Below are 26,509 nucleotides of genomic sequence, written 5' to 3' on the forward strand. Positions count from 1 at the left end.
GAGGACGTTACATGACCCAAGTACATTTTACACTGAACAACGAAGAGGTTCAAAGTATTATTGAACATTCGGTAAAAGATGATGTTTCTAAAAATATTTTAACCACTGTTTTCAACCAATTGATGGAAAATCAACGAACAGAATATATTCAAGCCGATGACTATGAACGTTCAGAAAGTCGTCAGAGTCAAAGAAATGGCTATTATGAGCGAGACTTTACGACTCGTGTGGGTACACTCGAATTAAAAGTGCCTAGAACACGTGATGGTGAATTTTCACCGACGGTGTTTGAGCGTTATCAGCGAAATGAAAAGGCACTGCTCGCTTCAATGCTTGAGATGTATGTTTCGGGCGTTTCGACACGTAAAGTTTCAAAGATTGTTGAAGAGCTATGTGGAAAATCTGTATCGAAATCTTTTGTTTCTAGCCTGACTGAGCAGTTAGACCCGATGGTCAACGAATGGCAGAACCGTTCACTCTCAGGTACGAATTATCCTTATCTGATGACTGATGTTCTCTACATAAAAGTCCGTGAGGACCATCGAGTGCTTTCTAAAAGCTGCCATATTGCGATCGGGATAACAGAAGGTGGCGACCGTGAAATCATTGGCTTCATGATTCAAAATGAAGAAAGTGATGACACATGGTCCATCTTCTTTGAATACTTAAAAGAACGCGGCCTAAAGGGGACAGAACTCATCATTTCTGATGCCCATAAAGGCCTAGTGTCTGCGATTCGTAAGTCATTTACCAACGCAAGTTGGCAGAGATGCCAGGTCCATTTTTTAAGAAACATCTTCAGTTCCATTCCAAAAAAGAATTCAAAACCGTTTAGAGAAGCAGTAAAAGCGATCTTTAAGTTTACGGATATTGAACTCGCTCGAACAGCTAAGAATGCCTTAGTCGGTGAATATATCGACCAGCCTAAATATACAAAAGCCTGCGAAATATTGGATAATGGCTTCGAAGATGCCTTTCAATACACGGTTATCGGAAATAGTCATAATCGGCTAAAAAGCACCAACCTTCTTGAACGACTGAACCAGGAAGTCCGCAGAAGAGAAAAGATTATTCGGATTTTTCCCAACCGAACGTCTGCCAATCGATTAATTGGAGCTGTCCTTATGGACCTTCATGACGAATGGCTCAGTTCTACAAGAAAATATATTAAGTTTGATCAATGAGAGACCGGTAAAACATTGTATAGTATTTTACACAGGATTATGGACTTGACTAAAATAGACATTCCTATGAATGAAGAGACTGGCATGTTTTCTCATTTTCTTTTTTTTAAAAAAAATAGTCTATTCAATTTCTAAAGCTTCTTCATAATAAAACTTTCATTTATGAAAAGGCTTGTTCTCTTTTCATTCTAAATTTCCTAAGCTACAATGTGGTAGTACTTGTTTTTTCAATTGTGGACAAATAAATAATAGGAGGAATCATATGATTCAGTTATTACGTTATGCAAAAGACTATCGTAAGCAAATCATTTTGGGCCCGTTCTTCAAATTTCTTGAAGCTGTCTTCGAACTTGTCCTGCCTTTAATGATGGCTTCCTTGATCGATAATGGACTAAAAATGAATGACCGAGGAAAAATCATTGAAATGGGCTTATGGATGGTCGCTATGTCTGTGATTGGTCTGATTTGTGCTATCATTTGCCAATACTATGCTTCAGTAGCTTCACAAGGATTTGGTACAGAGTTACGTAATCAGCTAATCAAAAAAATCAATACTTTCTCTCACAACGAGTTGAATCATTTTGGAACAGATACCTTGATCACCCGAATGACAAACGACATCAATCAGCTTCAGCTAGCTTTAGCAATGGTCATTCGTTTATTGATCAGAGCACCGTTTTTAAGTATCGGGTCAGTGGTCATGGCTTTTGTGATCGACTGGGAAGTAGGTCTGTTTTTCTTAGCATTATTGCCTATTTTCTCAATCATTTTATTTTTTATCATCAAAAAAACCGTTCCTCTCTACCAAAAAGTGCAAGAAAAACTAGATCAGCTCAATGAACACGTTAGTCAGAATCTTAGCGGTGTTCGTGTCATCCGCGCATTTGCGCAGACAAAAAAAGAAACAGAGAAGTTCGATAAAAGCACAAATGATCTAGCGAACAATTATTTACGTGTTTCCAATATCTCTGCCCTATTATCACCTGCTACAACCTTGATCATGAATGTCGGGATCATCTGTTTGCTGACAGTTGGCGGGATCAAAGTAAATATTGGTAGCTTGCAACAAGGACAAGTTCTTGCTTTGATCAATTATATGAATCAAATGCTTTTGGCACTGATCGTTGTTTCAAACCTCGTCGTGATCTTCACACGTGCCGAAGCTTCAGGAAATCGGGTGAAAGAGGTGCTAGACACAGAAAATTCGATTCTTGAAGCTGAGGTCAGTACTACTCCCGATTTTTCTTCTGAAGCAATTATCGCTTTTGACCATGTTGACTTCCGTTATACTCCTGATTCTGGTCTTTCTCTCCAAAATATTACATTTCAGCTGAAGCGAAATACAGTCCTTGGAATCATTGGTCCAACCGGAAGCGGGAAAACGACTTTGACACAATTGATTCCACGTTTCTATGATGTCAGTTCCGGTACAGTTATAATGGACGGAATGGATGTTCGTTCTTGGCAGCTGGATCATCTCCGTCAGCAAATTGCTCTTGTTCCCCAAACTTCTGTACTATTTACCGGGACTATTCGTGAAAACCTTCAATGGGGTAAGAAAGACGCCACAGAAAAAGAATGTTGGGAAGCTCTGAAAATCGCTCAGGCAGAAGAATTTGTCCGTCAGCTTCCAAATGGTTTAGATACAAAAGTCATGGAAAATGGGAAAAATTTCTCTGGCGGACAAAAACAGCGACTGACGATTGCAAGAGCTTTGATTGCCAAGCCAGCATTACTGATTTTAGATGACTCTTTAAGTGCGTTGGATTATCAAACAGACTTGGATTTGCGTAAGGCGCTACAGACTTATCTTGGCAGTACAGTGATTATTATCTCCCAACGTGTCCGCTCTATTCAAGAAGCACATCATATCTTAGTGATGGATCAAGGTAAGATTGCTGCTCAGGGTACCCATGAAGAATTACTTGCTCAATCAGCAGAATATCAGGAAATCGTCGCATCACAGGAGGAAGAATAGTTATGAAAGTAAAAAAATTATCCTTGCAGACGCTCCGCCGATTCATTCCTTACCTTACTGCCTATGCAAAAGACATTTGGCTAGCTGTGATACTAGGAATCATCAATGGGATTGCAACAGTTGTGATGACGTTACAAATTGGTCAAAGTATCGATCAAATGATTGGAGAAGGACAGGTCCGCTTCAATCGACTGTTCCATTTACTTATTCTATTCGGTGGTATCGTTTTAATCAACGTAGTCAGTCAATGGCTCATCCAAGTGTTAAGCAATCGGTTAGCTTACTTATCCGTTGCAAAATTAAGAAAAGATGCATTTGCTCATCTGAATCGATTGCCACTTCGTTATTATGATCAAAACTCCCACGGAAATATCGTCAGTCGATTTACAAATGATATGGACAATATTTCCATTGCAATTTCTGCGGCCTTCAATCAATTATTTTCTGGAGTGGCAATCATCATTCTTTCGTTTATTTTTATGATGCGTCTAAGTCCACTTCTGACATTGGTCGTTCTTTGTTCTACACCAATTATTTTCCTTGTGAGTTGGATCGTTGCTCGTGCTTCACAAACAAATTTCGATAGACAGCAAAGGATTATTGGGGATATCTCGGGCTTTGTGACCGAACGAATCGGTAACCAGAAAATCGTGAAAGCTTTTCAGCAAGAAGAAGCTAGTCAACAACAATTTGAACTGCTAAATGCTGATCTATATGAAAAAGGACAACGGGCACAATTTTCTTCTTCCTTGACAAACCCGTCTTCTCGTTTTGTAGATCACCTTGCTTATTTATCGATTGGTTTAGTTGGCGGCCTATTGGCATTGAAGAGTGGTTCGTCAATCACTGTTGGTGTGATTTCCAGCTTTACGATCTACTCAAGTCAGTTTTCTAAACCATTTATCGAACTTTCTGGAATCACGACACAACTGCAAACCGCTTTTTCTGGTCTAGAACGAGCATTTGATTTGATCGATCAGCCAGAAGAAAAGCCTGATTTGCCAGATGCCTATGCCTTGGAACCCAAAAATATCAAAGGAAAAGTCTCTTTTGATCATGTTTCTTTTTCTTATGACCCCAAGCAGCGTTTGATCGAAGATTTCAATTTTACTGCTTATCCAGGTCAAACCATTGCTATAGTAGGAAAAACAGGGGCCGGAAAATCCACACTTGTTAATTTGCTGATGCGTTTTTATGACACAACAAAAGGAACAATTACAGTCGATGACCATGACATCCGCTCTATCCAACGTGATACATTACGTAAAAGTTTTGGAATGGTGTTACAAGATACTTGGCTATTTGACAGTACATTGCGAGAAAATCTTCGTTTTGGGAATCCGGAAGCAAGTGACGCAGAAATCAATGATGCCCTAAAAGCCTCTTATATGTATGAATTTGTAGAACGTTTGCCGGAAAAATTAGATACTAAGATTGGCGGTCAAGGGTTAAAGATATCAGATGGACAACGCCAACTGTTGACGATTGCTCGAACGATGATCAGTAATCCCCCTATGTTGATCTTAGATGAAGCTACCAGCTCAGTCGATACATTGACAGAGAAAAAAATCCAACAAGCCTTCTTAGCAATGATGGAAGGAAAAACCAGTTTTGTGATTGCCCATCGCCTGTCCACAATCAAAAATGCGGACCAGATATTAGTGATGGATCAGGGAGCTATTGTCGAAATGGGCACCCATGATGAGCTGCTTCAAAAAGATGGTTATTACCGACGGCTCTATCAAGCACAATTCACAGCACAATAAAAACAAGCAGTCTTCTGGGATGGGAAGACTGCTTGTTTTTTATTTAGCGTGGATCGCTAAACTTCTTAAAATTTTTTTGTAAGGAATACTACGTCCTACGTAATAAATGGCAATTGATTGAATCGGTAACCATATTACTGTTTTTAACAGGCGGGGCGCCCAAACGACCCAGCTGAACAATGGCACATGGTACATCAACGCAAGCCATAATGGTGTCAAAAATAAGTTGATGATCAGCGTAACACTAAGCGTAGCCAGAATGGCATTTTTCCAAGTGATCTCTTTTCGATAGAAAAAGAATCCGTAGATTGCTCCTTCAATAAATGCATTCAATGTAAATCCAATAAAGAATGCAGATTTCGAGAAGAGGGCCATTCCTACTAAATCAGCTAAAACTGCGCCTATCCCTGACCAAAAAGGACCAAAAAGAATGCCCATGATCACTTGTGGAATAAATGTGACACTGATTTTAATAAATGGGGTCTCGATTGCTACCAGTCGGGACAAAGTGACCATCAATGCAATCAATAAGCCCATAATAGCAATCATACGTGCGTCTAACCGGTGTTTCTTCATTTTTAGCATCTCCTTTAAGAGCTGCTACATCGTATCATGCAGCGAATGCGAAAATAAAACCGCGAACATTACGTCCTTCGTCCAAGAGGCAACATCCCATCCTCTTAGCACTTAACGCTTTATTTTCTACTCTGTATTATTTTTGGGATCTTTTCCCACAGAAACTATAGCATATTTTCACATTTACTGCAAATACGAAAAACTAATATTATTGTTTATATTATCCAATACGTTCGTATTATATCGCATATTATCAGTTTGTTTAGCTTTTATAGCTACATATAGGCGAACATTAAACGTTATTTTTCCATACGCTTATCCATCAAAATGAAAGTGGACGCTTGTCTATTTCATGGACGATTCTTCGAAAATCTAGGAAGCCGGCTTCCAGTCCTCTTAGTAGCACCTCAGCTGTTCCGATATTCGTAGCTAACGGAATCTCATAGACATCAGATAAACGGATAAGTGCTGTTACATCTGGTTCATGGGGCTGTGCAGCCAGCGGGTCTCGAAGAAAAATCACCAAATCTAACTGATCCTCCGAAATCATGGCTCCAATTTGCTGATCCCCGCCTAACGGTCCGGATTTAAACCGATGGATCGGCAAGCCGGTTGCTTCCGTGATCCTCTGTCCAGTCGTCCCGGTAGCAAAAAGTTCATGTTTTTCCAATATTGTTTTATACGCTGTTGCTAATTTCACCATCATAGGTTTTTTTCGGTCATGAGCGATCAAAGCGATTTTCATAAGAGACACTCCTTTTGATATTGTTAACATACTTATTTACTCCAGTGTATCAGTTTTTATTTCTTATGGATATTTATTAAAGCTTAAAACTAGCACATTGACAAAAAAAAGAAAAAATTCTTGTTCAACATGACATTGAAGTTAGTTAACGCTTTCATTTATACTTTAAATAGTTAATAAAACTAAAAAAGAAAGTGTGGAACGTATTATGGTAGAAATGGCTCTGAAAAACGTATATAAAAAATATGACAATGCAGAAAATTATTCTGTAACTGATTTTAATCTATCAATCAAAGACCGTGAATTTATCGTTTTTGTTGGTCCTTCCGGTTGTGGAAAGTCAACTACTTTGCGAATGATCGCGGGACTGGAAGATATCTCTGAAGGAGAACTAAATATCGGCGGAAAAATCATGAATGACGTGGCACCTAAAGACCGTGATATTGCCATGGTTTTCCAAAACTACGCATTGTATCCTCATATGACTGTTTTTGATAATATGGCTTTTGGCTTGAAATTACGTAAATATGATAAAGCAGACATCAAAAAACGTGTGGACAATGCAGCAGAGATCTTAGGTCTGACAGAATACTTGAAACGAAAACCAGCTGCTTTATCTGGTGGACAACGCCAACGTGTGGCATTGGGACGGGCAATCGTTCGGGATGCAAAAGTCTTCTTAATGGATGAGCCATTATCAAATTTAGATGCTAAATTACGTGTAGCCATGCGTGCTGAGATTGCCAAACTTCACCAGCGTCTTGAAACAACGACCATCTATGTTACTCACGATCAGACAGAAGCAATGACTATGGCTGACCGAATCGTTATCATGAAAGACGGATTTATCCAACAAATCGGTACACCGAAAGAAGTTTATGATACACCCGTCAATATGTTCGTTGCCGGCTTTATTGGATCTCCTGCCATGAATTTCTTTAATGTGACATTGAAAAATGGTGTTATCACAGATGGACATGGGCTTAAGCTTCGTATTCCTGAAGGGAAAAACAAAGTATTAGTTGAAAAAGGTTATGAAGGAAAAGAAGTTATCTTCGGTATTCGTCCAGAAGACATCCACAGTGAACAAGTAGCCCTTGAAGCTTCACCTGAAGCCGTAGTCAAATCAGAAGTTGCCGTTTCCGAATTACTTGGAGCTGAAACGATGCTTTACACAAAAACTGGTTCTACTGAGTTCATCTCAAAAGTAGATGCAAGAGATTTCCATAAACCAGGCGAAATAGTCGACCTTGCCTTCAACATCAGCAAGGGCCACTTCTTTGATAAAGAAACAGAACAAGTCATCAAACTTCCATAAATTGCCCCCTGTTAGAGCTGTGCCAGAAGATGTTGGTGCAGCTCTTTTTAGGACAAAAAACTCTCATCTTAGAGGATTTATTATCCATTACTAGATGAGAGTTTTTTTTTGAGAGATCATGTCTAATATGTCGTTTTCTTCGCGTACCCTTGAATCGAATCTTTCCGATTTTCTTTTTTTGCTGCCGTAAATACGGGGATATCAAAATATTTGCTGAGTGTTCCTGCTATAAAATAAGCAATATTATAATCAACTAAACTGTGGATGAGCCCACCAATCCCCATCAAGATGAATACTGTATAAAAATATCCTTGAGAATAATATGTTTCAGGCATATTACCAATAAAGTAAAAGATGCTGACTACTAGCATTTCTGCTAAAGAATGAATCACACCGATCACAAAATTGAACCCTTGGAAACGCCAATTAGCAAAAGTAAACTGTCCATTTTTTAAAACGATACTCGGATGCTTTTGCAAGTACCAAGCCCCAATCAACGCAAACACAAGATGTGACAATGCTCGCAATGCGATGATAACCGGCGTTGTTAAAAAGAAACCAAATGTCGTACCTAGCGCAACAGCCACTGCAACTCCTGGTGTAAAAAACATCGCAATAAATAATGGCACATGAGACGCCAAAGTAAAGGAAGCTGGTGGAATCATGATTTTAGGCATGACCATTGGGATAATGACCCCCATCCCAATCAATAAAGCAGAAATCGTTAGTTTTCGAACTGAATTTTTTCTCATTTTTTCTCTCTCCTAATATGTCTTGACACATAAATGTCGACTTAGTATAACTCACTTACTAATAACTGTCAAGACACATATTCTTTTCTAAATCCATACAAAATGAGTGTGAGTATCAAGTATAAGAATTTTTTGATTAAGAAACAAAAATAGGAGATGTGACAAAATTTGTGTCACATCTCCTTGTTCGGCATAATAGTGGTCAAAAGCTTGTATCAAGTAATAAGACCAACTAACTCAAAAACATGAGAAGCTGTTTTTTGAAATTGTTCCTTGTGACTTAGGGTTAAACGGCAGGCCCACAACCTCTTTCTTAAACGGTGTTCAAAAGCTTGCATCTGCGGTAATAAGCCCAAACAAACGAAAAACATGAGGAACTATTTTTGTTTGGCTGTTCTTATTACTTGATGCAGGACAGCTTTTTCACAACTTCTGTCACAACCTCTTTTTTTACTGCATATTTTCTGACATCGCATTGCTTAATGCGGCGAATTCTTGTAATGACAAAGTCTCCCCACGACGTTTTGGATCGATTCCAGCTGTTTCCAAGCTTTTTGCTAACCATGCTTTTGTCTGGTCATCTTTGCCATACGAATGCTGCAAGTTATTCCAAAGCGTTTTTCTTCTTTGCTGAAATGCCGCTTTTGTCAATCGGAAAAATGCTTTTTCGTCTGTCACTTCGACTGCCGGTATATCTCTTCTTGTCAGTTTCAAAATCGCTGAATCTACATTTGGCTGAGGGACAAATACTGTTTTTGGTACGATGAATGCTAAACTGGCTTCCATATAATATTGAACAGCAATCGATAATGAACCATAAGCTTTCGTTCCTGGTTCAGCAGAGATACGATCAGCTACTTCTTTTTGCATCATGACGACTAGTTCATCCACAACCAAATCTGATTCAAGAAAATGCATCATGATCGGTGTCGTAATATAGTAAGGTAAATTCGCTACGACTTTTAACGGAAGCTCCTCATGAAATGTTTCTCTAACAGCTGTTGACAAATCGGTCTTTAAAATATCTTGATGTACAATAGTCACATTGTCATAGGGTTGCATCGTATCAGCCAATACAGGGATCAAACGATCATCGATCTCAAATGCTACGACTTGTTTTGCATGCTTGGCTAATTGTTCCGTCAATGCACCGATTCCTGGTCCAACTTCGATCACGTTCGTATGTTCATCTATTTGCGCAGTTTCTACGATTTTCCTTAAAATATTTGGTTCAGTCAGAAAATTTTGTCCTAAACTTTTTTTAAATGAAAAACCATGTTTCAATAAAATCTCTTTTGTTCTAGAGGGTGTCGCAATTTCACGATATTCACTCATGTTGTTCCTCCACTATTTTCATTGCTTGGGCGAGTTCTTTCGGCGTAATACGAAACATCTTCAAACGTTTTTCCAATTGTTTGCCGTTCGTGTAACCGATGCGCAACTCGTCACCTAGTTTTTCTCGTTTTTCTTTTGCTTGTGCCCCAGCTATTAAACCATAGTCTAAAAGGTCTTGTCTAGTGATTTCAGAAACAGCCGTTTGGGAAATGTCTGGCGTCACGACCTTTTTCAATGCTTCTAAAATAGCAGCATCACTTGCATGCTCGACACCAAGGCTTCCCTTTTTCTTTGGTTTAGCTTGTGTGCGCGGCAAAAAAGCATGTTTTGCCTGAGGAACAGCTTCCATAATGATTTTTCTTATTTTTTCTCCCGAAAAATCAGGATCGGTAAAAACGATCACTCCACGAGTCTCTTGGGCATGTTCAATTTGCATCAGAATCTCTTCATTGATTGCAGACCCTATTGTTTCTATCGTATCTGCATCAACTACTTCCCGCAGCCTTCTTGTATCGTCTTTTCCTTCAACGACTATAATCTCTTGGATCTTCATCTTATCCATGTTCGCTTAGACCAAATAATCGGTGCGTATTTGTCCATGTTTGGGCAGCCACTTCTTCTGTCGGAAGATTCCGAAGTTCAGCAATCTTTTCTACTGTATAACGAGTATAGCCTGGTTCATTCCGCTTTCCTCTAAAAGGAACTGGTGCCAGATAAGGGGCATCTGTTTCCACAAGTAATCGTTCGATTGGTACATTTGCTGCAGCCTCTTGGACGTCTAATGCTTTTTTGAAAGTGACGACACCGCTAAATGAAATATGCATCCCTAAGTCAAGAAATCGTTTTGCCCATTCATAATCACCACTGAAACTATGCATGATTCCACCGATATCTCGAACATCTTCTTCTTTTAGGATTTGATACGTGTCTTCAAGTGCTTCTCTAGTATGAATACTGATTGGTAGGTTCATTTCTTTTGCGATAGCAATCTGTCTGCGAAATACTTTATCTTGGACTTCTTTCGGGTCTTCCATCCAATGATAATCCAAGCCAATTTCCCCTAATGCTACAACCTTTGGTAAAGTCAATTGTTCTTGTAATTTATTTTCGATTTCTTTCGTATAACTGCCAGCCTCTGTCGGATGCCAGCCGATAATACTGTATATATTTGGATAGTCATGGCTTAATTGCAAAGACTTTTCAATCGTTGGCGTATCGAAGCCCACGACCGCCATTTTCGTTACCCCCATTTCTTGTGCTCGCTGAATCGTTTCTGGAATATCTTCATTGAACTGTTCAGCATTTAAATGGGTATGAGAATCAAATATCATGTTTATCTCTCCTTTTCATTCTTACTTTAGCACATAAGCACTACTTGCAGAAGTAGCAAAAATCAAAATAGAAGAACTTGTTTTATTGAAATAGAAAAAGCACGAAGATCTAGAGGACCTAGTTCGTACTTTTTCTGTCTGTTGTTGAAATATTTTACTCTTCTGAGCGTTTTTTCTTTTTTTGATAATAGACTGGGATACCTATCAAGGTAACACCTATACCGATCAATGCTAATTTCGTTTGCGTCATCATCGTCATACCTAAAATGAAAATAGCGCCGAGAATCGCAATAATCGGAACGATTGGATAAAGTGGTACTTTATATGGACGTGGCAATTCCGGCGCTTTTTTTCTTAAAATAAAGACACCGATAAAAATCAGTAAACTGAATAGCCACATCACAAAAATCAACATATCTGTTAAAAAGTCGAAAGAACCAAGGCTCATCATAATACAAGCTACTGCTAACTGGAAAATCGCAGGAACATAAGGAACCGTAAACTTCTTTGAAAGCTTTGTCAGCTGTTTACTGAAAGGTAGCTCGTCTTCTAAAGCCATCGCATAAGGCACACGGATCCCAGTTAGTGTATAACCGTTCAATGCACCGTATACCGAGATCAAGATCCCAATAGTGACCAGCTTTCCACCGATTCCCCCAAAAATGACGTCTGATGCTTCAGAAGCTGCATTCAAATTACCGGCAAGATGATCAATCGGCAAAGTTTTCAAAAAAACAAAATTGATCAATAGATAAACGACTGTTACAAAACTCAAACCAAGAATAATTGCTTTAGGCAAATCTTTTTCCGGCCGTTTCATTTCCCCTGCCATTGCACCGACACCTAACCAGCCGTCATAAGCAAATAACGTTGCTAACAACGCACTGCTCAATCCTTCGACAAAAGTAACATCTTTTCCAGCTTCGATTGGAAATAACTGGACAGTTCCTTGTCCTGGGGTCAATAATCCCCATATGACAATCACAGCAATTGGTATTAATTTAACAATCAACGTCACTGATTGTACAGAAGCACCGACTTTTGTCCCTAACAAATTCAACCCTGTCACAGAAACAGCGGTGATCACTGCAATCAACAAAAGATAATCGGTAGATAATTGTAATAAGTTCGTCAATTGTGTCGCAAAGATAATCGATAATGCAGCAATATTAGCAGGAAAGTAAATCAAGCTTTGCGCCCATCCTAATAAAAAGCTGGGCAATTTTCCATACGCAGCTTCAATATATTTTACAGCTCCACCAGTTTCCGGGATTGCTGTAGCTAATTCAGCCACTGTCAATCCAGCACAGATCGTTAAGAAACCACCCAAAAGCCAAGCTAGCAATGTCAAACTTGTAGACTGAGTACTAGCAGTAACAGCAGCAGTTTTGAAGAAGACGCCTGCACCGATCACGGTTCCCATAACGGTAGCTAATGCGCCAAACAGATTGATTTCTCGTTTTAGTTTGCCTTTCATTCCCATCCTCTTTCTTCTTTGAAATTTGGTATAATTTTCAGTATAACTGAGAATATTTTAATTTACCATTCTTTTTTCTCCACTTTCAGTGAAAAACTCCCTCTTAAGACGGATGTATTTCTTTTTTATTTTTCGTATACTAAACCTACCTTTTCCACGAAGGAGGAACAGTTTATGGATTTTAAGCGTTCTTATCCGAAATTAGCAGATTATTTATCCAACCGGGTCGATTTTTCCCGTAAAGAACAACAGCAGTCCCGTTGGCATTGGTTCACATTAATTTTATTTGGATTAATGACTGTTGCAACGTTATCACAAAAACTAATATTGCTGACTTTGTTCATCGCAATCGTTGCATTGATCAAAGGTCCTGTGATGATCTTGTGGGGGATGTTGTATTCCTTTTTGGTTGGGCTTTTTCCGCCTATCGGTATTTTGCTTTCAGCGATTTTCTTTTTATTGAATATCGGAACATTTACAAAGAACTGGCGGATGACCTTAGTCGGGATCTATTTTTATTTCTATCCTTTTGGAGTGATGGCACTTAGTGAAGTCATGCATTGGGATAATCATTGGTTTATAGCTGGCTCCTTGCTTTTAGGCTTGATCTTGTTACACGTGATGTTGACAAAGCTCTATCAACATTATGGTATCGGACGTACGATTTTCTGGTATGTCTTTTCGATCCCATTTGCACTGCTTACTGCTCTCTTACCAAGCCGTTTGAAGACAAAAATAAAAGGTTACCATAAAATCAAGTGATAGGATTTTTACAAAATAAAGAAAACAATCATCGAAGTCAAAGCCGATGATTGTTTTTTTATCTATATTTTCAATCACACATATAAGAACACAAACTAATTGAACATAAAGTGATAGAACTTAGAATTAACACATCAACGCTACTGTTAGATATAAATATAGATGTAACAAAGTCATTGCATTCAAACTTTATGAATGTAAGGATAATAAAAAAGAGTACCAGATGAATCAATTAAAATCTGCCCGACCCTTTATCATTATGCTTTTTTTCTGTTTTTACGATTCCTATCCTATTCCTGAATAATTCATACTTTTAATTAAAACCATGTGAAACTGCCTCACGGCAGCTTACAATTACTTTTTCATCTTCACCCGTTAAGTGATGAAAAAAGAACCCCTTTCTGCTATGGTTAAAGTGACTAAACCAACCAAAAGAAAGGAGTTCTTTTCATGACTAGCTTACACAAAAACCAAGTAAAATTCAATTCAAATATCACTATTTCTCATACAGGTGGTCAATTATCGAGTGATTCGGGTCTCGTCCTAGTGAAAGAGCTGATGAACATCTTTGGTTTTTCTGAACTGGCTAAGCAACACATTCACATTGAAGACGAACGAGCGTATTTTACTCATGACAACTTATCCATACTTGAGCAGTTCATTATGCAATTAATTGCTGGTTACTCAGCTGATTCTGCAGCTAATCTCCTGAGACAAGATCCTGTGTTTAAAGCTGTTTTAGATAGGAAAGAACTCGCTTCTCAATCTTCACTTTCCCGATTTTTAGATCGACTATCTGAGGAGAATATCCATGAACTTCAAGCTTTGAACCAAGAACTTATCGATAAAGCACGCCTCATCCGTAATGATACGGAATTAATCATTGATTTAGATTCGACCCATTCAGATACATTTGGTCACCAAGAACAAACGAATTATAATACACACTACCAAACCTATGGTTACCATCCATTGGTAGCTTTTGACGGATTGACTGGTGACTTCTTAAAAGCTGAACTACGTTCAGGAAATCAATATACATCAAAAGGCGTAAAGGAGTTTCTCACACCTTTATTAGAGCACTATAATCACTCTCTACCAAACACTGACATCTTGGTTCGTGGAGACAGCGGGTTCGCTACACCTGGTGTGTATGATTCGTGTGAATCAAAAAAGAGTCATTATGTTATTCGACTGAAGAATAATCGTAGACTAGGTCAAATAGCTGAGAAATCAGTACTTTATGGCGATAATCAAAAGTGGGAAGAACGAGAAGTTCAGTACTTCTCGATCACTTATCAAGCACAATCCTGGTCACAAAGTCGTCGCGTGTGTATACGCTCAACACGTGAAGCGGGCGAACTACTCTTTCGACATGAATTTATCGTGACGAATCTATCAGAAAATGTTTCTCCTGATACCATCTTTTCTATCTATGCCAAACGTGGCACAATGGAGAACTTCATTAAAGAAGCGAAAGCTGGCTTTTACTTTGACAAAACAGACAGTCCTCGCTTTTTGGAGAATCATGTCCGAATGATGCTCAGCTTGATAGCTTACAACTTAGTCAACTTCTTAAGAACGATTGGCTTTGAAGAAGTCCAAAAGGGAATGACCATTCATTCTATTCGATTGAAGTTTCTGAAAGTTGCTGGGAAATTAGTCCAAACGGGTAGACGAGTCTATCTCAAATTATCTAGTTATCATGTGTATCAGAATGAATTCTACAGGGTCTTTGCTCGCCTGAGGCGAGCCAGTCAATGGATCTAATCCAACAATCTAACGATTTTTTTACTGGGAAGTTATCCAGGGAGAAGTATGCTCAAAATGCCTTACACCCAAAATTTATTCCTCAATATTTTTGAACAGTGAATGTTTGAAGTAACTTTTTAGTCAAAATCAGTTGATAGGGATATTAGTGATACATATTTCAATAAAATGTGCCAAAGAATTAAAGCTATGAATTATTCAGGCCTATTAGTATTATTCTAAATTAACAAAAATCAGCGAAGCTCGTACTTCTTTTTCTAGGATTTATTTTGGATAGTTCTCTGTTTCTGTATTATATGATTGGCTTCGAGTAATAAGAAGGAATTTACGAAAATTGCTTCTCAAATTTCGGAAAAAGGGGGTATGACACAACTAGTGTCATACCCCCTTTGAATTTCTATGCGATTTCTGAGCCATTTGGCATGGATTTTGGTGCTTCGATCACTTGTAAAGAGCCATCTGGTGCTTCTGCAGAAAGGATCATTCCTTGACTGATTTGTCCACGCATCTTTCGTGGTTTCAGATTTGCTACAATGACGACTTTTTTCCCGATCAATTCGCTTGGATCAGGATAAAATTCAGCGATTCCTGACAAGATTTGACGGTCTTGGCTGTCTCCAGCATCTAGTCGGAATTGCAGCAACTTATCTGCCCCTTCTACTTTTTGACAGTTGATGACTTCTGCTACTTTTAGTTCTACTTTTTCAAATACATCAAATTTGATTTGTTTTTCTTTCGTTGAAACAAGTTCTGTTTCTTCTGGATCCCATTTGACTGTATCTTCGTTTGTTTGAGTACCTTCAGACATTTTTTCTTGAATAAAAGCAACTTCTTCTTCCATATCTAAACGTGGGAAGATTGGTGTACCTTTTGCAACTACTTTTGTTCCTGAAGGAAATTCGCCAAAGTGTAATCCTTCAAGATTCATTGTTTCAGAGTCCAATCCTAGTTGATTGAAGATCTTCTCTGGCGTTTCTGTCATGATTGGCTGAAGTAATATCGCTGCGATACGCAAAGATTCAGCTAAATGGATCATGACACTATTCAATTCAGCTTTCTTTTCTTCGTCTTTTGCTAATACCCATGGTTCTGTTTCATCAATGTATTTATTTGCACGAGAAATCAGCACCCAGATTTCAGCCAACGCTGTATTGAATTCCATTTTTTCCATTGCATCATGGTAACGTCCGACAACGTTAGCAGCCGTCGTAGACAGTTCACTGTCAAATGGAGTGACAAGTGAGGCATAGTCAGGAACGAGTCCATCACAATATTTGTTGATCATAGCAATCGTTCGATTCAATAAGTTCCCTAGATCATTTGCCAGATCATAATTGACACGGGAAACAAAATCTTCTGGCGTAAAGACACCATCTGACCCAAACGGTACAGCACGAAGCAAATAATAACGAAGTGCATCTAAACCATAACGTTCCACAAGCATTTCAGGATAAACGACATTTCCTTTTGATTTAGACATTTTTCCGTCTTTCATCAATAGCCAGCCATGCCCAAATACTTTTTTAGGTAGAGGCAAATCAAGAGCCATCAACATGATTGGCCAATAGATCGTATGGAAGCGAACGATTTCTTTACCGACCATCTGAACATCTGCAGGCCAGTATTTTTCGAATAGACTTTCATCTTCGGAGCCATATCCTAGTGCAGTAATATAATTGGATAATGCATCGATCCATACATACACCACATGTTTCGGATCACTCTTGACTGGTACCCCCCAAGTAAAGGTTGTTCTTGAAACTGCAAGATCTTCTAATCCTGGTTTGATAAAGTTGTTGATCATTTCGTTTTTACGAGATTCTGGCTGGATGAATTCGGGATGTTCTTCATAGTATTCCAACAGACGGTCTGCGTATTTGCTCATGCGGAAGAAGTATGATTCTTCTTTTACCAATTCTACTTCGTGTCCACTTGGCGCTTTACCACCGATCACATTACCTTCGTCATCTTTGTACACTTCTGCAAGTTGTGTTTCTGTAAAGAATTCTTCGTCAGAAACAGAGTACCAGCCTTCATATTCACCTAAGTAAATATCTCCCTGTTCTAATAAACGATCAAATATTTTTTGAACAGCTGCTTTATGGTAATCATCTGTCGTTCGAATGAATTTATCATAACTGATATCAAGCGTTTTCCATAATTTCTTGACATCAGCCGCCATTTTATCTACATATTCTTGCGGTTTTACACCTAGTTCTTCTGCTTTGGTTTCGATTTTTTGACCATGTTCATCCACTCCAGTAAGATAAAACACATCAAAGCCCATCAACCGTTTATAACGAGCAATTGCGTCACATGCAATCGTAGTATACGAGTTGCCGATATGAAGTTTGCCGCTTGGATAATAGATTGGCGTAGTGATATAAAAAGTTTCCTTTTCTGCCACGGGGCTCTTCCTCCTTTATCGCATGATGCGAATTCGTTTCCTTGCTAGTATACCATAAAAAAAGCATGCTGTTAGCTTTTTTTCAAAATGAAAAAGACTGGATAAACGACTTCTATCTACGTTCAATCTATCCTTTAAAAGGATGAATAGGTTGAATAAATGCAGGTTTTTGTTTTGTTTCATATCTAGTAAAAAACGGCTTTTTATTTCTCCTCTCACACATGGTATAATAAAGACTATCTATCTTAGTAAGGGACTGGAACAATCATGCAGAAGAAACATCTTTTTTTTACACTTAGTATTGCTTTTCTTTCATTAGCACATTTAATATTCAGCTATTTTTATATTCGTATGTATGGTTATTTTAACCTCCATGGGCATTTGAACAGTTTTATGACAGCAGCTTGGATTTTGCGTTTTATCATTGACGTATATATCGTTATTTGTGGCTTCTTTGCCATTCGTGAAGAGCGGTATAAAGTATTGCCGTTTTATCTGCTTTTCTTTTTATTCAATCTCATACTTCCATTTATTTTTCATATTTAAATGATAACCTAGATTTTCCAAGTAAATCCTTGGTTTTTTTTCAGAGTCTGCTACAATAAGGTAAAAAGTACTTTTACTGTCAATGGAGGTGGTCAGATGAACCGTTTTGCTTCTAAAGAAGAAGAAAAATTATATTATGAACATGAAGCTAGTGAAGAAGAATTTCTTAACTGGTATCAAAAACAGGAACGTCCAGAATATGACAAGCCCTCTTTGACTGTCGATATCGTACTGATGTGCTATAACAAAGAAGAAGATCAGCTGAAAGTTTTGTTGATCCAAAGAAAAGGGCATCCTTATCGAAATTCATGGGCATTGCCTGGTGGCTTTGTCCAAAAGGATGAGTCAACTGGAGAAAGCGTCTTAAGAGAAACAAAGGAAGAAACTGGTGTGGTTATTTCAAAAGAAAATATTGAGCAACTGCATACATTCAGTACGCCTAATCGAGATCCGCGAGGCTGGGTCGTCACAGTCAGCTACTTAGCCTTTATTGGAGAAGAACCGCTAATCGCCGGAGATGATGCCAAGGAAGTACGCTGGTTCACACTAGAACGTCATAGTAACAAGATCCATTTATCTAGCGGAGAAGTGGCTATCTCGCTTGATTTAGTCACTGGAGAGTCTTCTGGCAAAGATACTTTGGCTTTTGACCATAGTCAAATCATCTTGAAAGCATTCAACCGTGTAGTCAATAAAATGGAACACGAGCCGCAAGTTCTACAAGTTTTAGGTAAAGATTTCACGATTACGGAAGCTCGAAAAGTATTTGCTAAATTCTTAGGGATCGATTATAAAACGATCGATCATTCCAATTTTAAGAAAGCTATGCTCCAATATTTCGATGAGATCGGTGAACGTCCTGTAGGAATCGGCCGTCCTTCAAAAATCTATCAGCTCAAGCCGGGGCACCATGAATAAGGTTGTGAACAAAAGATTCAGACCTAATCATTCAAGAAAAAACGCAAAAACAACTCTTTGCGAGTTACGTTTTTTGTTTCAGAATTTTGATGTATTCGTAAACTTTCTGAATAAAAAATTAACAATAGCAGAAAAAGCTCGTACGAACTTTTTCTGCTATTGTTTTATTGGTTTGTCATAATTAGTGAGCTTTTCTTCAAAAGAAAAATTCCTAGAAACAAAAGTCATTAAGACTTTTTATTAACAAGGCGAACCCTAACGCTCCTATCAGTTTCATTCATTTTTTATCCCTTGATAACCGAATGTCTGCCCATTTCTTCTACTACTTGACTCTTTCTTACGGAATTGCTTTCTTCTGCTCCGTCGGTATTGATCAAAAGAAATTTTTTATTATACCATTGGGACTTATAACGCAATTTTGTTATTAATTTATGCCAGTCATGAATAGAAAAATCAGCATGTGCTTCTTCTTTTGGAAAAGATTCTACAAATAAGTAGTCATATTGTTTGACCAATTTCCCAGATAATTGTTCAAGATAATCTTCTCGCTGGTTCTTTTGTTTCAGATAAAGATCCATTACTTTTCTCTTTTGTTTCTGATAATTGCTTGCCTGATCTAACCTGATCTTTCTATGGTGAGCGGAGCGGACTTTCACATTCAATTTCCGCTGTGCATGTTGCAGCTTTTCTTCTGTCTGGTGAAATTTTGGTAAAGTTACTTCTAGAGGACGAGATGTTTGGATCAATGTCTTCGGATGATAGGCGATCCCGATCCATTTAGCTAAAGATTCTTTTTTTACTGACGAAACATCACAAAGTAGTGCGACATAAAATTCTTCATTATATCGAGCAGAAATCGTAGCGGAGCGAATCGATCCTTCAACTGGCCGATGCTGATTTATTTTGATTAGTTCTTTTTGTTTTGGTAACTTTAAGTAGCCATTTTCCAGATAGATCGTACGGGTTTGGTTGTTGGTCGTATAAGATTGCCACATACTTTTTTTCGTTTTAAGCTTTGGGAAGCTGGCACGTCCCTTGAAATAATTGCGAAAAGCCCGATCCAAATTAAGCTGTGCATTTGCTAAAGCAAGACTGTCTACTTCTTTTAAGAATGGGTATTCTTTTTTTAATGTAGCGGGTGTAAGCGAAAAATTGGCTACTCCTGTTTGTTGCCAACTTTTCTGCCGCTTTTTCAGCAAATGGTTATAGGTAAATCGAGCACATCCAAAAGTACGAATCAATTGCTGTTTTTGTTCTTCTGTCGGATACATACGGAATTTAAAAGCTTTTAGCATCTATGTCCCTCCTAGTTAGCAACCAGAAGAGATTCCTTTTGTCGTTTTAGTTTTTTTGCGTAATATGGGACTTCCTGCTCAGTTGCATAGACAAAATGTTCTGGTGCGATTTCACGAAGTTGACGTACTTGTCCGTCATCTGGTTCAGGTTGATATTTGATTCTTCTGCGTTTTCTCTCATGGTCTGGATCTGGTAGAGGAATAGCAGATAACAAACTTTCTGTATAAGGATGGACACCGTGATTATAGATTTCATCACTTGTTCCCATCTCTAATAACAAGCCGTTATGCATTACACCGATTCGGTCACTAATATGTTTAACCATCGACAAATCATGTGCAATAAATAGATAGGTCAATTGATGTTCTTTTTGGAGATCTTGCAACAAATTGACCACTTGGGCTTGGATCGACACATCTAGTGCAGAAATTGGTTCATCACAAATGATAAAACGCGGTTTTACTGCCAATGCTCGTGCAATACCAATACGCTGGCGTTGCCCACCTGAAAATTCATGAGGATAACGAGTACCGTGGCTTGGATTCAATCCAACAGTTCTCAATAGATCATCGACTTTTTTTGCACGCTCTTCAGATGATTTAGCTAGTCCATTAACATCAATTCCTTCGGCGATAATATCTCTGACTTTCATCCGAGGATTCAACGAAGCATATGGATCTTGGAAAATCATCTGAACATCATGCCGGAATTTCGTCAAACCTTTTTTATCTTTGATCTTCGTTATATCTTGACCGTCGAATAATATCTCACCATCAGTAGGTTCATTCAAGCGAATGATCGTACGGCCAGTAGTGGATTTTCCGCTTCCAGATTCTCCAACTAAACCGAATGTTTCTCCTTCATAGATGTGAAAGCTGATGTCATTTACAGCATGTACTTCATTCTTTTTTCCTACATTGAAATACTGTTTCAATCCTTTAACTTCAAGTAGTTTATTTGGCATCAGCAATTCCTCCTTGACCGTAAGTATGTTTTTGTTTCTCTTTAAAGATAGCCCAGCGACGTTGGATTTCTTCTGGCGGTGTCACTTTGGGTGCCTGCGGAGCAAGTAGCCAAGTTGCTGCCTTGTGTGTTTTTGATAGTTCAAAAAATGGTGGTTCTTGTTCTGCATCGATTTTCATCGCGAATTCATTTCTTGGGTAGAATGCGTCTCCTTTTGGCGGGTTCAATAAATCCGGTGGAGAACCAGGAATGGCATACAATCGGTCGTTCGCACTGTCTAATGTCGGCATTGACCCAAGCAGTCCCCAAGTATAGGGATGTTGCGGGTTGTAGAAAATCTCTTCGGATGTTCCAACTTCAACGATTCTTCCCCCATACATAACAGCTACACGGTCAGCAACGTTCGCTACTACACCAAGGTCATGAGTGATAAAGATGATTGATGTATCGATTTTTGTCTGAATTTCTTTCAGCAGTTCCAAAATTTGTGCTTGGATAGTCACATCAAGTGCTGTTGTGGGTTCATCAGCAATCAGGATTTCTGGATAACATACCAGTGCAATCGCGATCACGATCCGTTGACGCTGACCTCCTGAGAACTGATGCGGATAACTGTTGATACGTTTCTCAGCTTCGGGTATTCCAACTAATTTAAGCAATTCTAATGCAGCTTTTTGTCCCTCTTTTTTTGAAACTTTATTATGCTTTCTAAGGGACTCAGCGACTTGCTTCCCAATGGGCATCGTCGGATCTAAAGAGGTCATTGGATCTTGGAAAATCATCGCTATTTCTTTACCACGGATTTTTTGCATCTCTCTTTCTGATTTTCCAACGATATCGTTACCTTTAAAGAGGATTTGACCAGCATCTATATTGGCGTTGCTTGACAGCAAGCGCATGATGCTTCTGGTCGTCACTGATTTTCCACTTCCAGATTCCCCAACGATCGCTAATGTTTCTCCTTTATTCAAATGAAAATTGACACCGCGAATCGCTCGTACCTTTCCAGCATACGTATCAAAAGAGATTTCTAAGTCTTTCACTTCTAAAATTTTCGTCATCGTCTTCACTCTTTCATTTTAGGATCAAAGGCATCACGCAATCCATCAGCAAGTAAGTTAAAGCCAATCATGATAACCGATAAAGTTACTGCCGGAATCCATAATAGATAAGGCAGATACAGGAATGTCTTGTACCCTTCGCTCAACATCGTTCCTAATGAAGCTGACGGAGGCGTAAGACCTAAACCGATAAAGCTTAAAAAGGCTTCGAAGAAAATAGCAGATGGAATACTAAACATCATTTGAATAATAATGACACTAGAGATATTCGGCAAAATATGTTTGAATGCAATTTTCATTCTTGATTCACCTAATGTCAATCCAGCTAAAACATATTCTTGATCTTTTAATTTCATTGTTTGTGCACGAACGATACGTGCCATTGGTATCCAGTTTGTGATGGCCATAGCAGCCACGATTGAAAAAATTCCTGGTTCAAAAACGACCAACATCAAAATCATGACAACGAGGTTTGGAATTCCTGACAAGATTTCCAAAAAACGTTGCATCACGTTATCGACACGTCCGCCTAACAAACCAGAAACCAACCCGTAAGCTACACCAATCGTTACATCTAGTAATGCAGCAATAAATGCGATCAGCAACGAGATTCTCGTTCCCATAAATAAGCGGCTTAATACATCACGTCCCAAACCATCTGTTCCTAAAAAGAAATTTACGTTTGAAGGGACGTTTGCTTGAGCATATTTATCAACAAGTTCACCACCGACCATTGCTTTTCCATTCAATCCATCGATATTGATTCCCGGAATACGAGGAGGCAAATTGATATAAGCCACGTTTTGGGCAGTTGGATCATGAGGAGAAACAAAGATTGTGATCACAGAGATCAAAATGATGACCAATAGTAAAACCATTGAAATAACGGCAGCTTTGTTTTTCTTTAAACGGCGCCATGAATCTTGGATAAAATTCAAAGAAGGTGCAGTAATCTGTTCACGTTCTTCTTCGGTATTTTTTTGTAATGGAAGAAACTCATCCGTAGGGATATCTGCGACTGTTTCATAACGCTTTGGTATCATTTCCATTTATCCTCGGCTCCCTTCTGAAACACGAATTCTTGGATCAACTAGACCGTACAACAGATCCACGATCAAAATAACAAAAATCAGCATAAATGAGTAAAGGATCGTTACAGCCATGATCGTAGGATAATCATTTGTTGTGATTGACTTAACGAATTGTTCCCCGATACCAGGAATAGCAAAGATATTTTCTACCACCAGTGATCCGGTCATCAATGCTACAGCTAACGGTCCTAATAAAGTCATCAATGGAATCAAACTATTTCGAAGACCATGTTTAAAGGCGATTTCCCAACGGCTCAATCCTTTTGCTTTTGCTAATTCCACATAATCACTATGCAGTACTTCCACCATTTCCGTACGGATAAACCGAGCAGAGTCAGCAAGCGGCGACATGGCCAACGCAATTGTTGGTAAGATTGTGTACACAAAGCCATCCCATTTTGCGATTGGCAAAACTTGTAATTTGATTGCAAAGATATATTGTAATAAAACAGCAAATACAAAGTTTGGAATGGAACGACCTAATATCGCTACGAGTGTAGAAGATGTATCTGCCCATGTATTTTGCTTCATGGCAGAGATCGTTCCTAAAATCGTTCCTAGGACTGTTCCAAAGATAATTGCCTGTAACCCTAATTGCAAGGATGGTCCGATTCTTCCAGCTAACAAATGTGCGACTGGCTGGTTTTTAAATTGGAAGGAAATTCCAAAATCTCCTTGAAGCAAATTAGAAAGATAAATCCCATATTGTACGATAACTGGTTTATCCAAACCGACTTGTTTATTTAGCATCTCGATTGTTTCAGGACTCAAACGTTCCTGATTCGTATATGGCGTGCCCGGCAGCAATTGCATCAAGAAAAAGGTGATTGTTGCAATTAACCAAAGCGTGATGATCATGAAAAAGACACGTTTTAATACATATTTGATATAACTATTCACTAATGTTTCCCCCTAGCTTTTGACTTCTGACAGATGTTTCGCTACATTATTAGATAATGAACCAAAAATAAAGGAGCAATCAAATGAAAAAAAAATCTATCCCCTACGCAGTAGCTTTTCTACTGATTCTGGTTATTTTAATAAAAAATCTCATCAACCATTCCTTTACACTCATTCAATTATCTAATGATCTATTCTTATGGTCATTGCCGTTTCTGATTATCGGCGGTTTTTTATGGGTCTTTTCTTCGGGTTTCTTCGATCATTTTCAGCGATCGGTCCATCTTGCACGAACAAGGAACCGAAAGAAAAAACCAGAATTTTCCTCGCTCTCGTCTGCCAGCTACGGTATGTACAGCTTTTGGCTGATCATTGCCGGAATACTAATTGCTCTTTCTGCTATTTTCATGCTTTTTTCTTTGTTAGGATAAGTGAATATGAGAACGAGGTTGCGACATTTGCCGCAGCCTCGTTTTTTCTCATGCTCACGGTATTAACGATTATTCTTCAACGTATGTCCATTTGTAATCCCATGAAGCGCCTGCCGCATGGTGAACGATACCTTTGATTTTTTCATTCACTAGGTGACCTTCTGCTTTTTGGTACACCGGAACGACACCCATATCATCAGAGATGATCTTGATTGCTTTTTGGAAATCATCCCAACGGGCTTGTTCATCGCCAGCGTCTGTTGATGAAGCTGCTTTAACTGCTTCGTCATATTCTGCATTGCTCCAGCGACCACGGTTGTATGAATTACCTGTGACAAACAAATCAGTAAAGCTGCTTGGGTCTGCATAGTCAGCAGCCCATCCGCCTAGTACTGCGTCAAAATCACCCGAAGTTGAGCGGTCAAGACGTACAGAGAATGGAACAGGTGTTGGTTTGACTGTTACGCCATCCAAGTTTTCTTGGATTGAGTTTTGAACATATTCGATTACTTTTTTCGATGAATCATCATCAGAAGCCATCAAATCAAATTCTAAAGAATCAACGCCCAATTCTTTTTTCGCTTTTTCCCAATATTCTTTTGCTTTATCTTTGTCATAAGAAACTAATTTTCCAGCTTCTTTTGCAAAGTCTTCGTTCGTTGTTGGACTTTTTACCATATCTGATGGGATCAATCCTGTAGAGACAACTGATCCGTCACCTAGTACTTGTTTTACTAAAGCTTCACGATCGATAGAATAAGAAATAGCTTTTCTTAGGTTCACATTGTTGAATGGTGAATTCTTTTCACGTTGATTGAATTCGATATAGCTTGTCCGCGCTTCTTTAACAGAAGTATAAGCTGGATCGTTTGCGTTTTGCTGTGCTAACTCACCAGACAAGATCACGTCATCTGCTTGGCCATCTTTGAATAAGTTCAATGCAGTAGAAGATTCTTTTACTACACTGACTTTGATTTCAGAAAGTTTTACTGTATCTTTGTCCCAGTAATGATCATTTTTCTTATAAGTCCATTCTGTATCTGTTCCTGGTCCATCAAAATCTTCTAATGTGAATGGTCCATTATAAACAGCTTTATCACTTGCAGATGCATAGGCATCCCCATTTTCTTCCACTACGGATTGTTTTTGTGGGAAAAATGATGGGAAAGCAAGCAGATATTGGAAATATGGTGTTTGTTTCGTCAATTTGATTTCTAATTCATAGTCACCAACTGCTTTGATCCCTAGTTCTGATTTATCTTTCTTTCCAGCTGTGATGTCTTCTGCATTTTCAACTGGCGCATACAGGTAAGCATATTCAGAAGCTGTAGCTGGGTCTACTGTTCGTTGCCAGCCATAAACGTAATCCGCTGCTGTAACAGGATCACCATTTGACCATTTTGCGTCTTCTCGTAATTTGATTTTGTAAGTTAATCCGTCTTCACTGACTTCTGCCAACTCGCTAGCTCCTGCCGGATGTGGTTTGCTGTCTTCATCAAGACGGTAAATTCCTTCATAAACGTTATTCAATGCTGTAAAACTGATTGTATCTGTTGCAACTGATAAGTCAGCTGTAGGCATTTCTTGAGGCACGACTAAGTTAAATACGCCTCCTCCATCTGCTGAACCGCTTTTTGCTGAACTACTGTTGCTTGTGGCTGAACTGCCGCCATAACATCCAGCAAGTACAAGGCCGCATACCGCAACCAAACCAAATGTAAATTTCTTTTTCATTTTACGTACCCCTTTATTGGAATTTTCAGAATAATTAATATTTTCTGAAGTTGTTTAAGAGTTTAATGAATAATTATTAAAAAATCAACACTTTTTTTTGTCTTTTTCATAAAATAATGATTTTTTCGTGAGGTTTCAAGGAATTTTTCAGAAAAAATAGCTTTGTAC

General features: G+C 38.6%; 23 protein-coding genes and 1 riboswitch. Of the genes, 9 read left to right on the forward strand and 14 right to left on the reverse strand.

Annotated elements, in window-relative coordinates; genetic code table 11:
- Window positions 1–11 precede the first annotated feature (11 nt).
- The 3 genes from IGJ87_RS09540 (at window position 12) to IGJ87_RS09550 (ending at window position 4,928) form a co-directional block, all read left to right on the forward strand.
- Window positions 12–1,184 carry an IS256-like element IS1542 family transposase gene (locus IGJ87_RS09540; RefSeq protein WP_002323245.1) on the forward strand — a complete coding sequence of 391 codons (1,173 nt, stop codon included), beginning with the start codon at window positions 12–14 and terminating at the stop codon, window positions 1,182–1,184.
- 262 nt (window positions 1,185–1,446) lie between these two features.
- A complete protein-coding gene (locus IGJ87_RS09545) occupies window positions 1,447–3,162 on the forward strand; it encodes an ABC transporter ATP-binding protein (protein WP_002294013.1) in 1,716 nt (571 codons plus the stop codon).
- Between the two features lie 2 nt (window positions 3,163–3,164).
- Complete coding sequence (locus IGJ87_RS09550; protein ID WP_002289511.1) at window positions 3,165–4,928, forward strand: ABC transporter ATP-binding protein; 1,764 nt, start codon at window positions 3,165–3,167, stop codon at window positions 4,926–4,928.
- Between the two features lie 39 nt (window positions 4,929–4,967).
- Here the strand turns inward: IGJ87_RS09550 and IGJ87_RS09555 are convergent, their stop codons facing one another.
- Both IGJ87_RS09555 and mgsA read right to left on the reverse strand, forming a co-directional pair.
- Window positions 4,968–5,504, reverse strand: a complete 537-nt coding sequence (locus IGJ87_RS09555; protein ID WP_002289509.1) for a folate family ECF transporter S component — start codon at window positions 5,502–5,504, stop codon at window positions 4,968–4,970.
- Window positions 5,505–5,541: 37 nt separating this feature from the next.
- A riboswitch (THF riboswitch) is annotated at window positions 5,542–5,640 on the reverse strand.
- A 186-nt stretch (window positions 5,641–5,826) separates the two neighbouring features.
- On the reverse strand, window positions 5,827–6,249 hold the full coding sequence (gene mgsA / locus IGJ87_RS09560) for a methylglyoxal synthase (protein WP_002291069.1): 423 nt from the start codon (window positions 6,247–6,249) through the stop codon (window positions 5,827–5,829).
- A 208-nt stretch (window positions 6,250–6,457) separates the two neighbouring features.
- Here mgsA and IGJ87_RS09565 point away from each other — a divergent pair, with 208 nt between their 5' ends.
- On the forward strand, window positions 6,458–7,567 hold the full coding sequence (locus tag IGJ87_RS09565) for an ABC transporter ATP-binding protein (RefSeq protein WP_002338684.1): 1,110 nt from the start codon (window positions 6,458–6,460) through the stop codon (window positions 7,565–7,567).
- 122 nt (window positions 7,568–7,689) lie between these two features.
- On the opposite strand, the gene IGJ87_RS09570 is transcribed toward IGJ87_RS09565, so the two are convergent.
- The 5 genes from IGJ87_RS09570 to IGJ87_RS09590 form a co-directional block, all read right to left on the reverse strand.
- Entirely contained in the window at window positions 7,690–8,319 is a 630-nt protein-coding gene (locus tag IGJ87_RS09570) for a hypothetical protein (RefSeq protein ID WP_317756736.1), read from the reverse strand.
- Between the two features lie 450 nt (window positions 8,320–8,769).
- A complete protein-coding gene (rsmA, locus tag IGJ87_RS09575) occupies window positions 8,770–9,654 on the reverse strand; it encodes a 16S rRNA (adenine(1518)-N(6)/adenine(1519)-N(6))-dimethyltransferase RsmA (RefSeq protein WP_002294004.1) in 885 nt (294 codons plus the stop codon).
- A complete protein-coding gene (rnmV, locus tag IGJ87_RS09580; RefSeq protein ID WP_002305490.1) occupies window positions 9,647–10,216 on the reverse strand; it encodes a ribonuclease M5 in 570 nt (189 codons plus the stop codon). Before rnmV ends, rsmA begins: the two co-directional genes overlap by 8 nt.
- Window positions 10,209–10,985 (reverse strand): TatD family hydrolase, encoded by a 777-nt coding sequence (locus IGJ87_RS09585; protein ID WP_002324188.1) that lies wholly within the window; start codon window positions 10,983–10,985, stop codon window positions 10,209–10,211. Before IGJ87_RS09585 ends, rnmV begins: the two co-directional genes overlap by 8 nt.
- A gap of 154 nt (window positions 10,986–11,139) precedes the next feature.
- Window positions 11,140–12,462, reverse strand: a complete 1,323-nt coding sequence (locus IGJ87_RS09590; protein WP_002319648.1) for an APC family permease — start codon at window positions 12,460–12,462, stop codon at window positions 11,140–11,142.
- Between the two features lie 174 nt (window positions 12,463–12,636).
- On the opposite strand from IGJ87_RS09590, the gene IGJ87_RS09595 reads away from it, so the two are divergent.
- Together IGJ87_RS09595 and IGJ87_RS09600 are read left to right on the forward strand one after the other, a co-directional pair.
- Window positions 12,637–13,224, forward strand: coding sequence for a hypothetical protein (locus tag IGJ87_RS09595; RefSeq protein WP_002325419.1), 588 nt, complete (start codon window positions 12,637–12,639; stop codon window positions 13,222–13,224).
- A 450-nt stretch (window positions 13,225–13,674) separates the two neighbouring features.
- Window positions 13,675–14,994 carry an IS1380-like element IS1678 family transposase gene (locus tag IGJ87_RS09600; RefSeq protein WP_113848360.1) on the forward strand — a complete coding sequence of 440 codons (1,320 nt, stop codon included), beginning with the start codon at window positions 13,675–13,677 and terminating at the stop codon, window positions 14,992–14,994.
- 397 nt (window positions 14,995–15,391) lie between these two features.
- Here IGJ87_RS09600 and metG read toward each other — a convergent pair whose 3' ends face one another.
- Window positions 15,392–17,401, reverse strand: a complete 2,010-nt coding sequence (gene metG, locus IGJ87_RS09605; protein WP_002289325.1) for a methionine--tRNA ligase — start codon at window positions 17,399–17,401, stop codon at window positions 15,392–15,394.
- A gap of 267 nt (window positions 17,402–17,668) precedes the next feature.
- Between metG and IGJ87_RS09610 the strand changes: the two genes are divergently transcribed.
- Together IGJ87_RS09610 and IGJ87_RS09615 are read left to right on the forward strand one after the other, a co-directional pair.
- Complete coding sequence (locus IGJ87_RS09610) at window positions 17,669–17,947, forward strand: hypothetical protein (RefSeq protein ID WP_002289337.1); 279 nt, start codon at window positions 17,669–17,671, stop codon at window positions 17,945–17,947.
- Between the two features lie 96 nt (window positions 17,948–18,043).
- Window positions 18,044–18,865 (forward strand): NUDIX domain-containing protein, encoded by an 822-nt coding sequence (locus IGJ87_RS09615; protein WP_002293995.1) that lies wholly within the window; start codon window positions 18,044–18,046, stop codon window positions 18,863–18,865.
- Between the two features lie 284 nt (window positions 18,866–19,149).
- On the opposite strand, the gene IGJ87_RS09620 is transcribed toward IGJ87_RS09615, so the two are convergent.
- Genes IGJ87_RS09620 through opp3b form a run of 5 tightly spaced genes read right to left on the reverse strand, consistent with a single transcriptional unit; the run spans window position 19,150 to window position 24,176 of the window.
- Window positions 19,150–20,160 carry an RNA-guided endonuclease TnpB family protein gene (locus IGJ87_RS09620; RefSeq protein ID WP_002319647.1) on the reverse strand — a complete coding sequence of 337 codons (1,011 nt, stop codon included), beginning with the start codon at window positions 20,158–20,160 and terminating at the stop codon, window positions 19,150–19,152.
- 11 nt (window positions 20,161–20,171) lie between these two features.
- Window positions 20,172–21,125: an ABC transporter ATP-binding protein gene (locus IGJ87_RS09625; RefSeq protein WP_002289330.1), complete on the reverse strand. Its 954-nt coding sequence runs from the start codon at window positions 21,123–21,125 to the stop codon at window positions 20,172–20,174.
- A complete protein-coding gene (locus tag IGJ87_RS09630) occupies window positions 21,115–22,185 on the reverse strand; it encodes an ABC transporter ATP-binding protein (protein WP_002289332.1) in 1,071 nt (356 codons plus the stop codon). Before IGJ87_RS09630 ends, IGJ87_RS09625 begins: the two co-directional genes overlap by 11 nt.
- A gap of 5 nt (window positions 22,186–22,190) precedes the next feature.
- Window positions 22,191–23,234, reverse strand: coding sequence for an ABC transporter permease (locus IGJ87_RS09635; protein WP_002338680.1), 1,044 nt, complete (start codon window positions 23,232–23,234; stop codon window positions 22,191–22,193).
- Window positions 23,235–24,176: an oligopeptide ABC transporter permease gene (gene opp3b / locus IGJ87_RS09640; RefSeq protein ID WP_002293573.1), complete on the reverse strand. Its 942-nt coding sequence runs from the start codon at window positions 24,174–24,176 to the stop codon at window positions 23,235–23,237.
- 83 nt (window positions 24,177–24,259) lie between these two features.
- On the opposite strand from opp3b, the gene IGJ87_RS09645 reads away from it, so the two are divergent.
- Complete coding sequence (locus IGJ87_RS09645) at window positions 24,260–24,607, forward strand: DUF3899 domain-containing protein (RefSeq protein ID WP_002293992.1); 348 nt, start codon at window positions 24,260–24,262, stop codon at window positions 24,605–24,607.
- A gap of 69 nt (window positions 24,608–24,676) precedes the next feature.
- On the opposite strand, the gene IGJ87_RS09650 is transcribed toward IGJ87_RS09645, so the two are convergent.
- Entirely contained in the window at window positions 24,677–26,341 is a 1,665-nt protein-coding gene (locus IGJ87_RS09650; protein WP_002338679.1) for a peptide ABC transporter substrate-binding protein, read from the reverse strand.
- Between the last annotated feature and the right edge of the window lie 168 nt (window positions 26,342–26,509).

The sequence above is a fragment of the Enterococcus sp. DIV1411a genome (assembly GCF_050531945.1).
In the GTDB taxonomy this organism is placed as follows: domain Bacteria; phylum Bacillota; class Bacilli; order Lactobacillales; family Enterococcaceae; genus Enterococcus_B; species Enterococcus_B faecium.

Coding starts and splice junctions, on each gene's coding strand:
- IGJ87_RS09540 (WP_002323245.1), top strand. CDS start 12: ATGACCCAAGTACATTTTACACTGAACAACGAAGAGGTTCAAAGTATT.
- IGJ87_RS09620 (WP_002319647.1), bottom strand. CDS start 20,160: ATGCTAAAAGCTTTTAAATTCCGTATGTATCCGACAGAAGAACAAAAA.
- IGJ87_RS09565 (WP_002338684.1), top strand. CDS start 6,458: ATGGTAGAAATGGCTCTGAAAAACGTATATAAAAAATATGACAATGCA.
- IGJ87_RS09610 (WP_002289337.1), top strand. CDS start 17,669: ATGCAGAAGAAACATCTTTTTTTTACACTTAGTATTGCTTTTCTTTCA.
- IGJ87_RS09595 (WP_002325419.1), top strand. CDS start 12,637: ATGGATTTTAAGCGTTCTTATCCGAAATTAGCAGATTATTTATCCAAC.
- rnmV (WP_002305490.1), bottom strand. CDS start 10,216: ATGGATAAGATGAAGATCCAAGAGATTATAGTCGTTGAAGGAAAAGAC.
- IGJ87_RS09625 (WP_002289330.1), bottom strand. CDS start 21,125: ATGCCAAATAAACTACTTGAAGTTAAAGGATTGAAACAGTATTTCAAT.
- IGJ87_RS09645 (WP_002293992.1), top strand. CDS start 24,260: ATGAAAAAAAAATCTATCCCCTACGCAGTAGCTTTTCTACTGATTCTG.
- IGJ87_RS09615 (WP_002293995.1), top strand. CDS start 18,044: ATGAACCGTTTTGCTTCTAAAGAAGAAGAAAAATTATATTATGAACAT.
- mgsA (WP_002291069.1), bottom strand. CDS start 6,249: ATGAAAATCGCTTTGATCGCTCATGACCGAAAAAAACCTATGATGGTG.
- IGJ87_RS09570 (WP_317756736.1), bottom strand. CDS start 8,319: ATGAGAAAAAATTCAGTTCGAAAACTAACGATTTCTGCTTTATTGATT.
- IGJ87_RS09545 (WP_002294013.1), top strand. CDS start 1,447: ATGATTCAGTTATTACGTTATGCAAAAGACTATCGTAAGCAAATCATT.
- IGJ87_RS09585 (WP_002324188.1), bottom strand. CDS start 10,985: ATGATATTTGATTCTCATACCCATTTAAATGCTGAACAGTTCAATGAA.
- IGJ87_RS09550 (WP_002289511.1), top strand. CDS start 3,165: ATGAAAGTAAAAAAATTATCCTTGCAGACGCTCCGCCGATTCATTCCT.
- IGJ87_RS09650 (WP_002338679.1), bottom strand. CDS start 26,341: ATGAAAAAGAAATTTACATTTGGTTTGGTTGCGGTATGCGGCCTTGTA.
- IGJ87_RS09600 (WP_113848360.1), top strand. CDS start 13,675: ATGACTAGCTTACACAAAAACCAAGTAAAATTCAATTCAAATATCACT.
- IGJ87_RS09590 (WP_002319648.1), bottom strand. CDS start 12,462: ATGAAAGGCAAACTAAAACGAGAAATCAATCTGTTTGGCGCATTAGCT.
- rsmA (WP_002294004.1), bottom strand. CDS start 9,654: ATGAGTGAATATCGTGAAATTGCGACACCCTCTAGAACAAAAGAGATT.
- IGJ87_RS09635 (WP_002338680.1), bottom strand. CDS start 23,234: ATGGAAATGATACCAAAGCGTTATGAAACAGTCGCAGATATCCCTACG.
- IGJ87_RS09555 (WP_002289509.1), bottom strand. CDS start 5,504: ATGAAGAAACACCGGTTAGACGCACGTATGATTGCTATTATGGGCTTA.
- IGJ87_RS09630 (WP_002289332.1), bottom strand. CDS start 22,185: ATGACGAAAATTTTAGAAGTGAAAGACTTAGAAATCTCTTTTGATACG.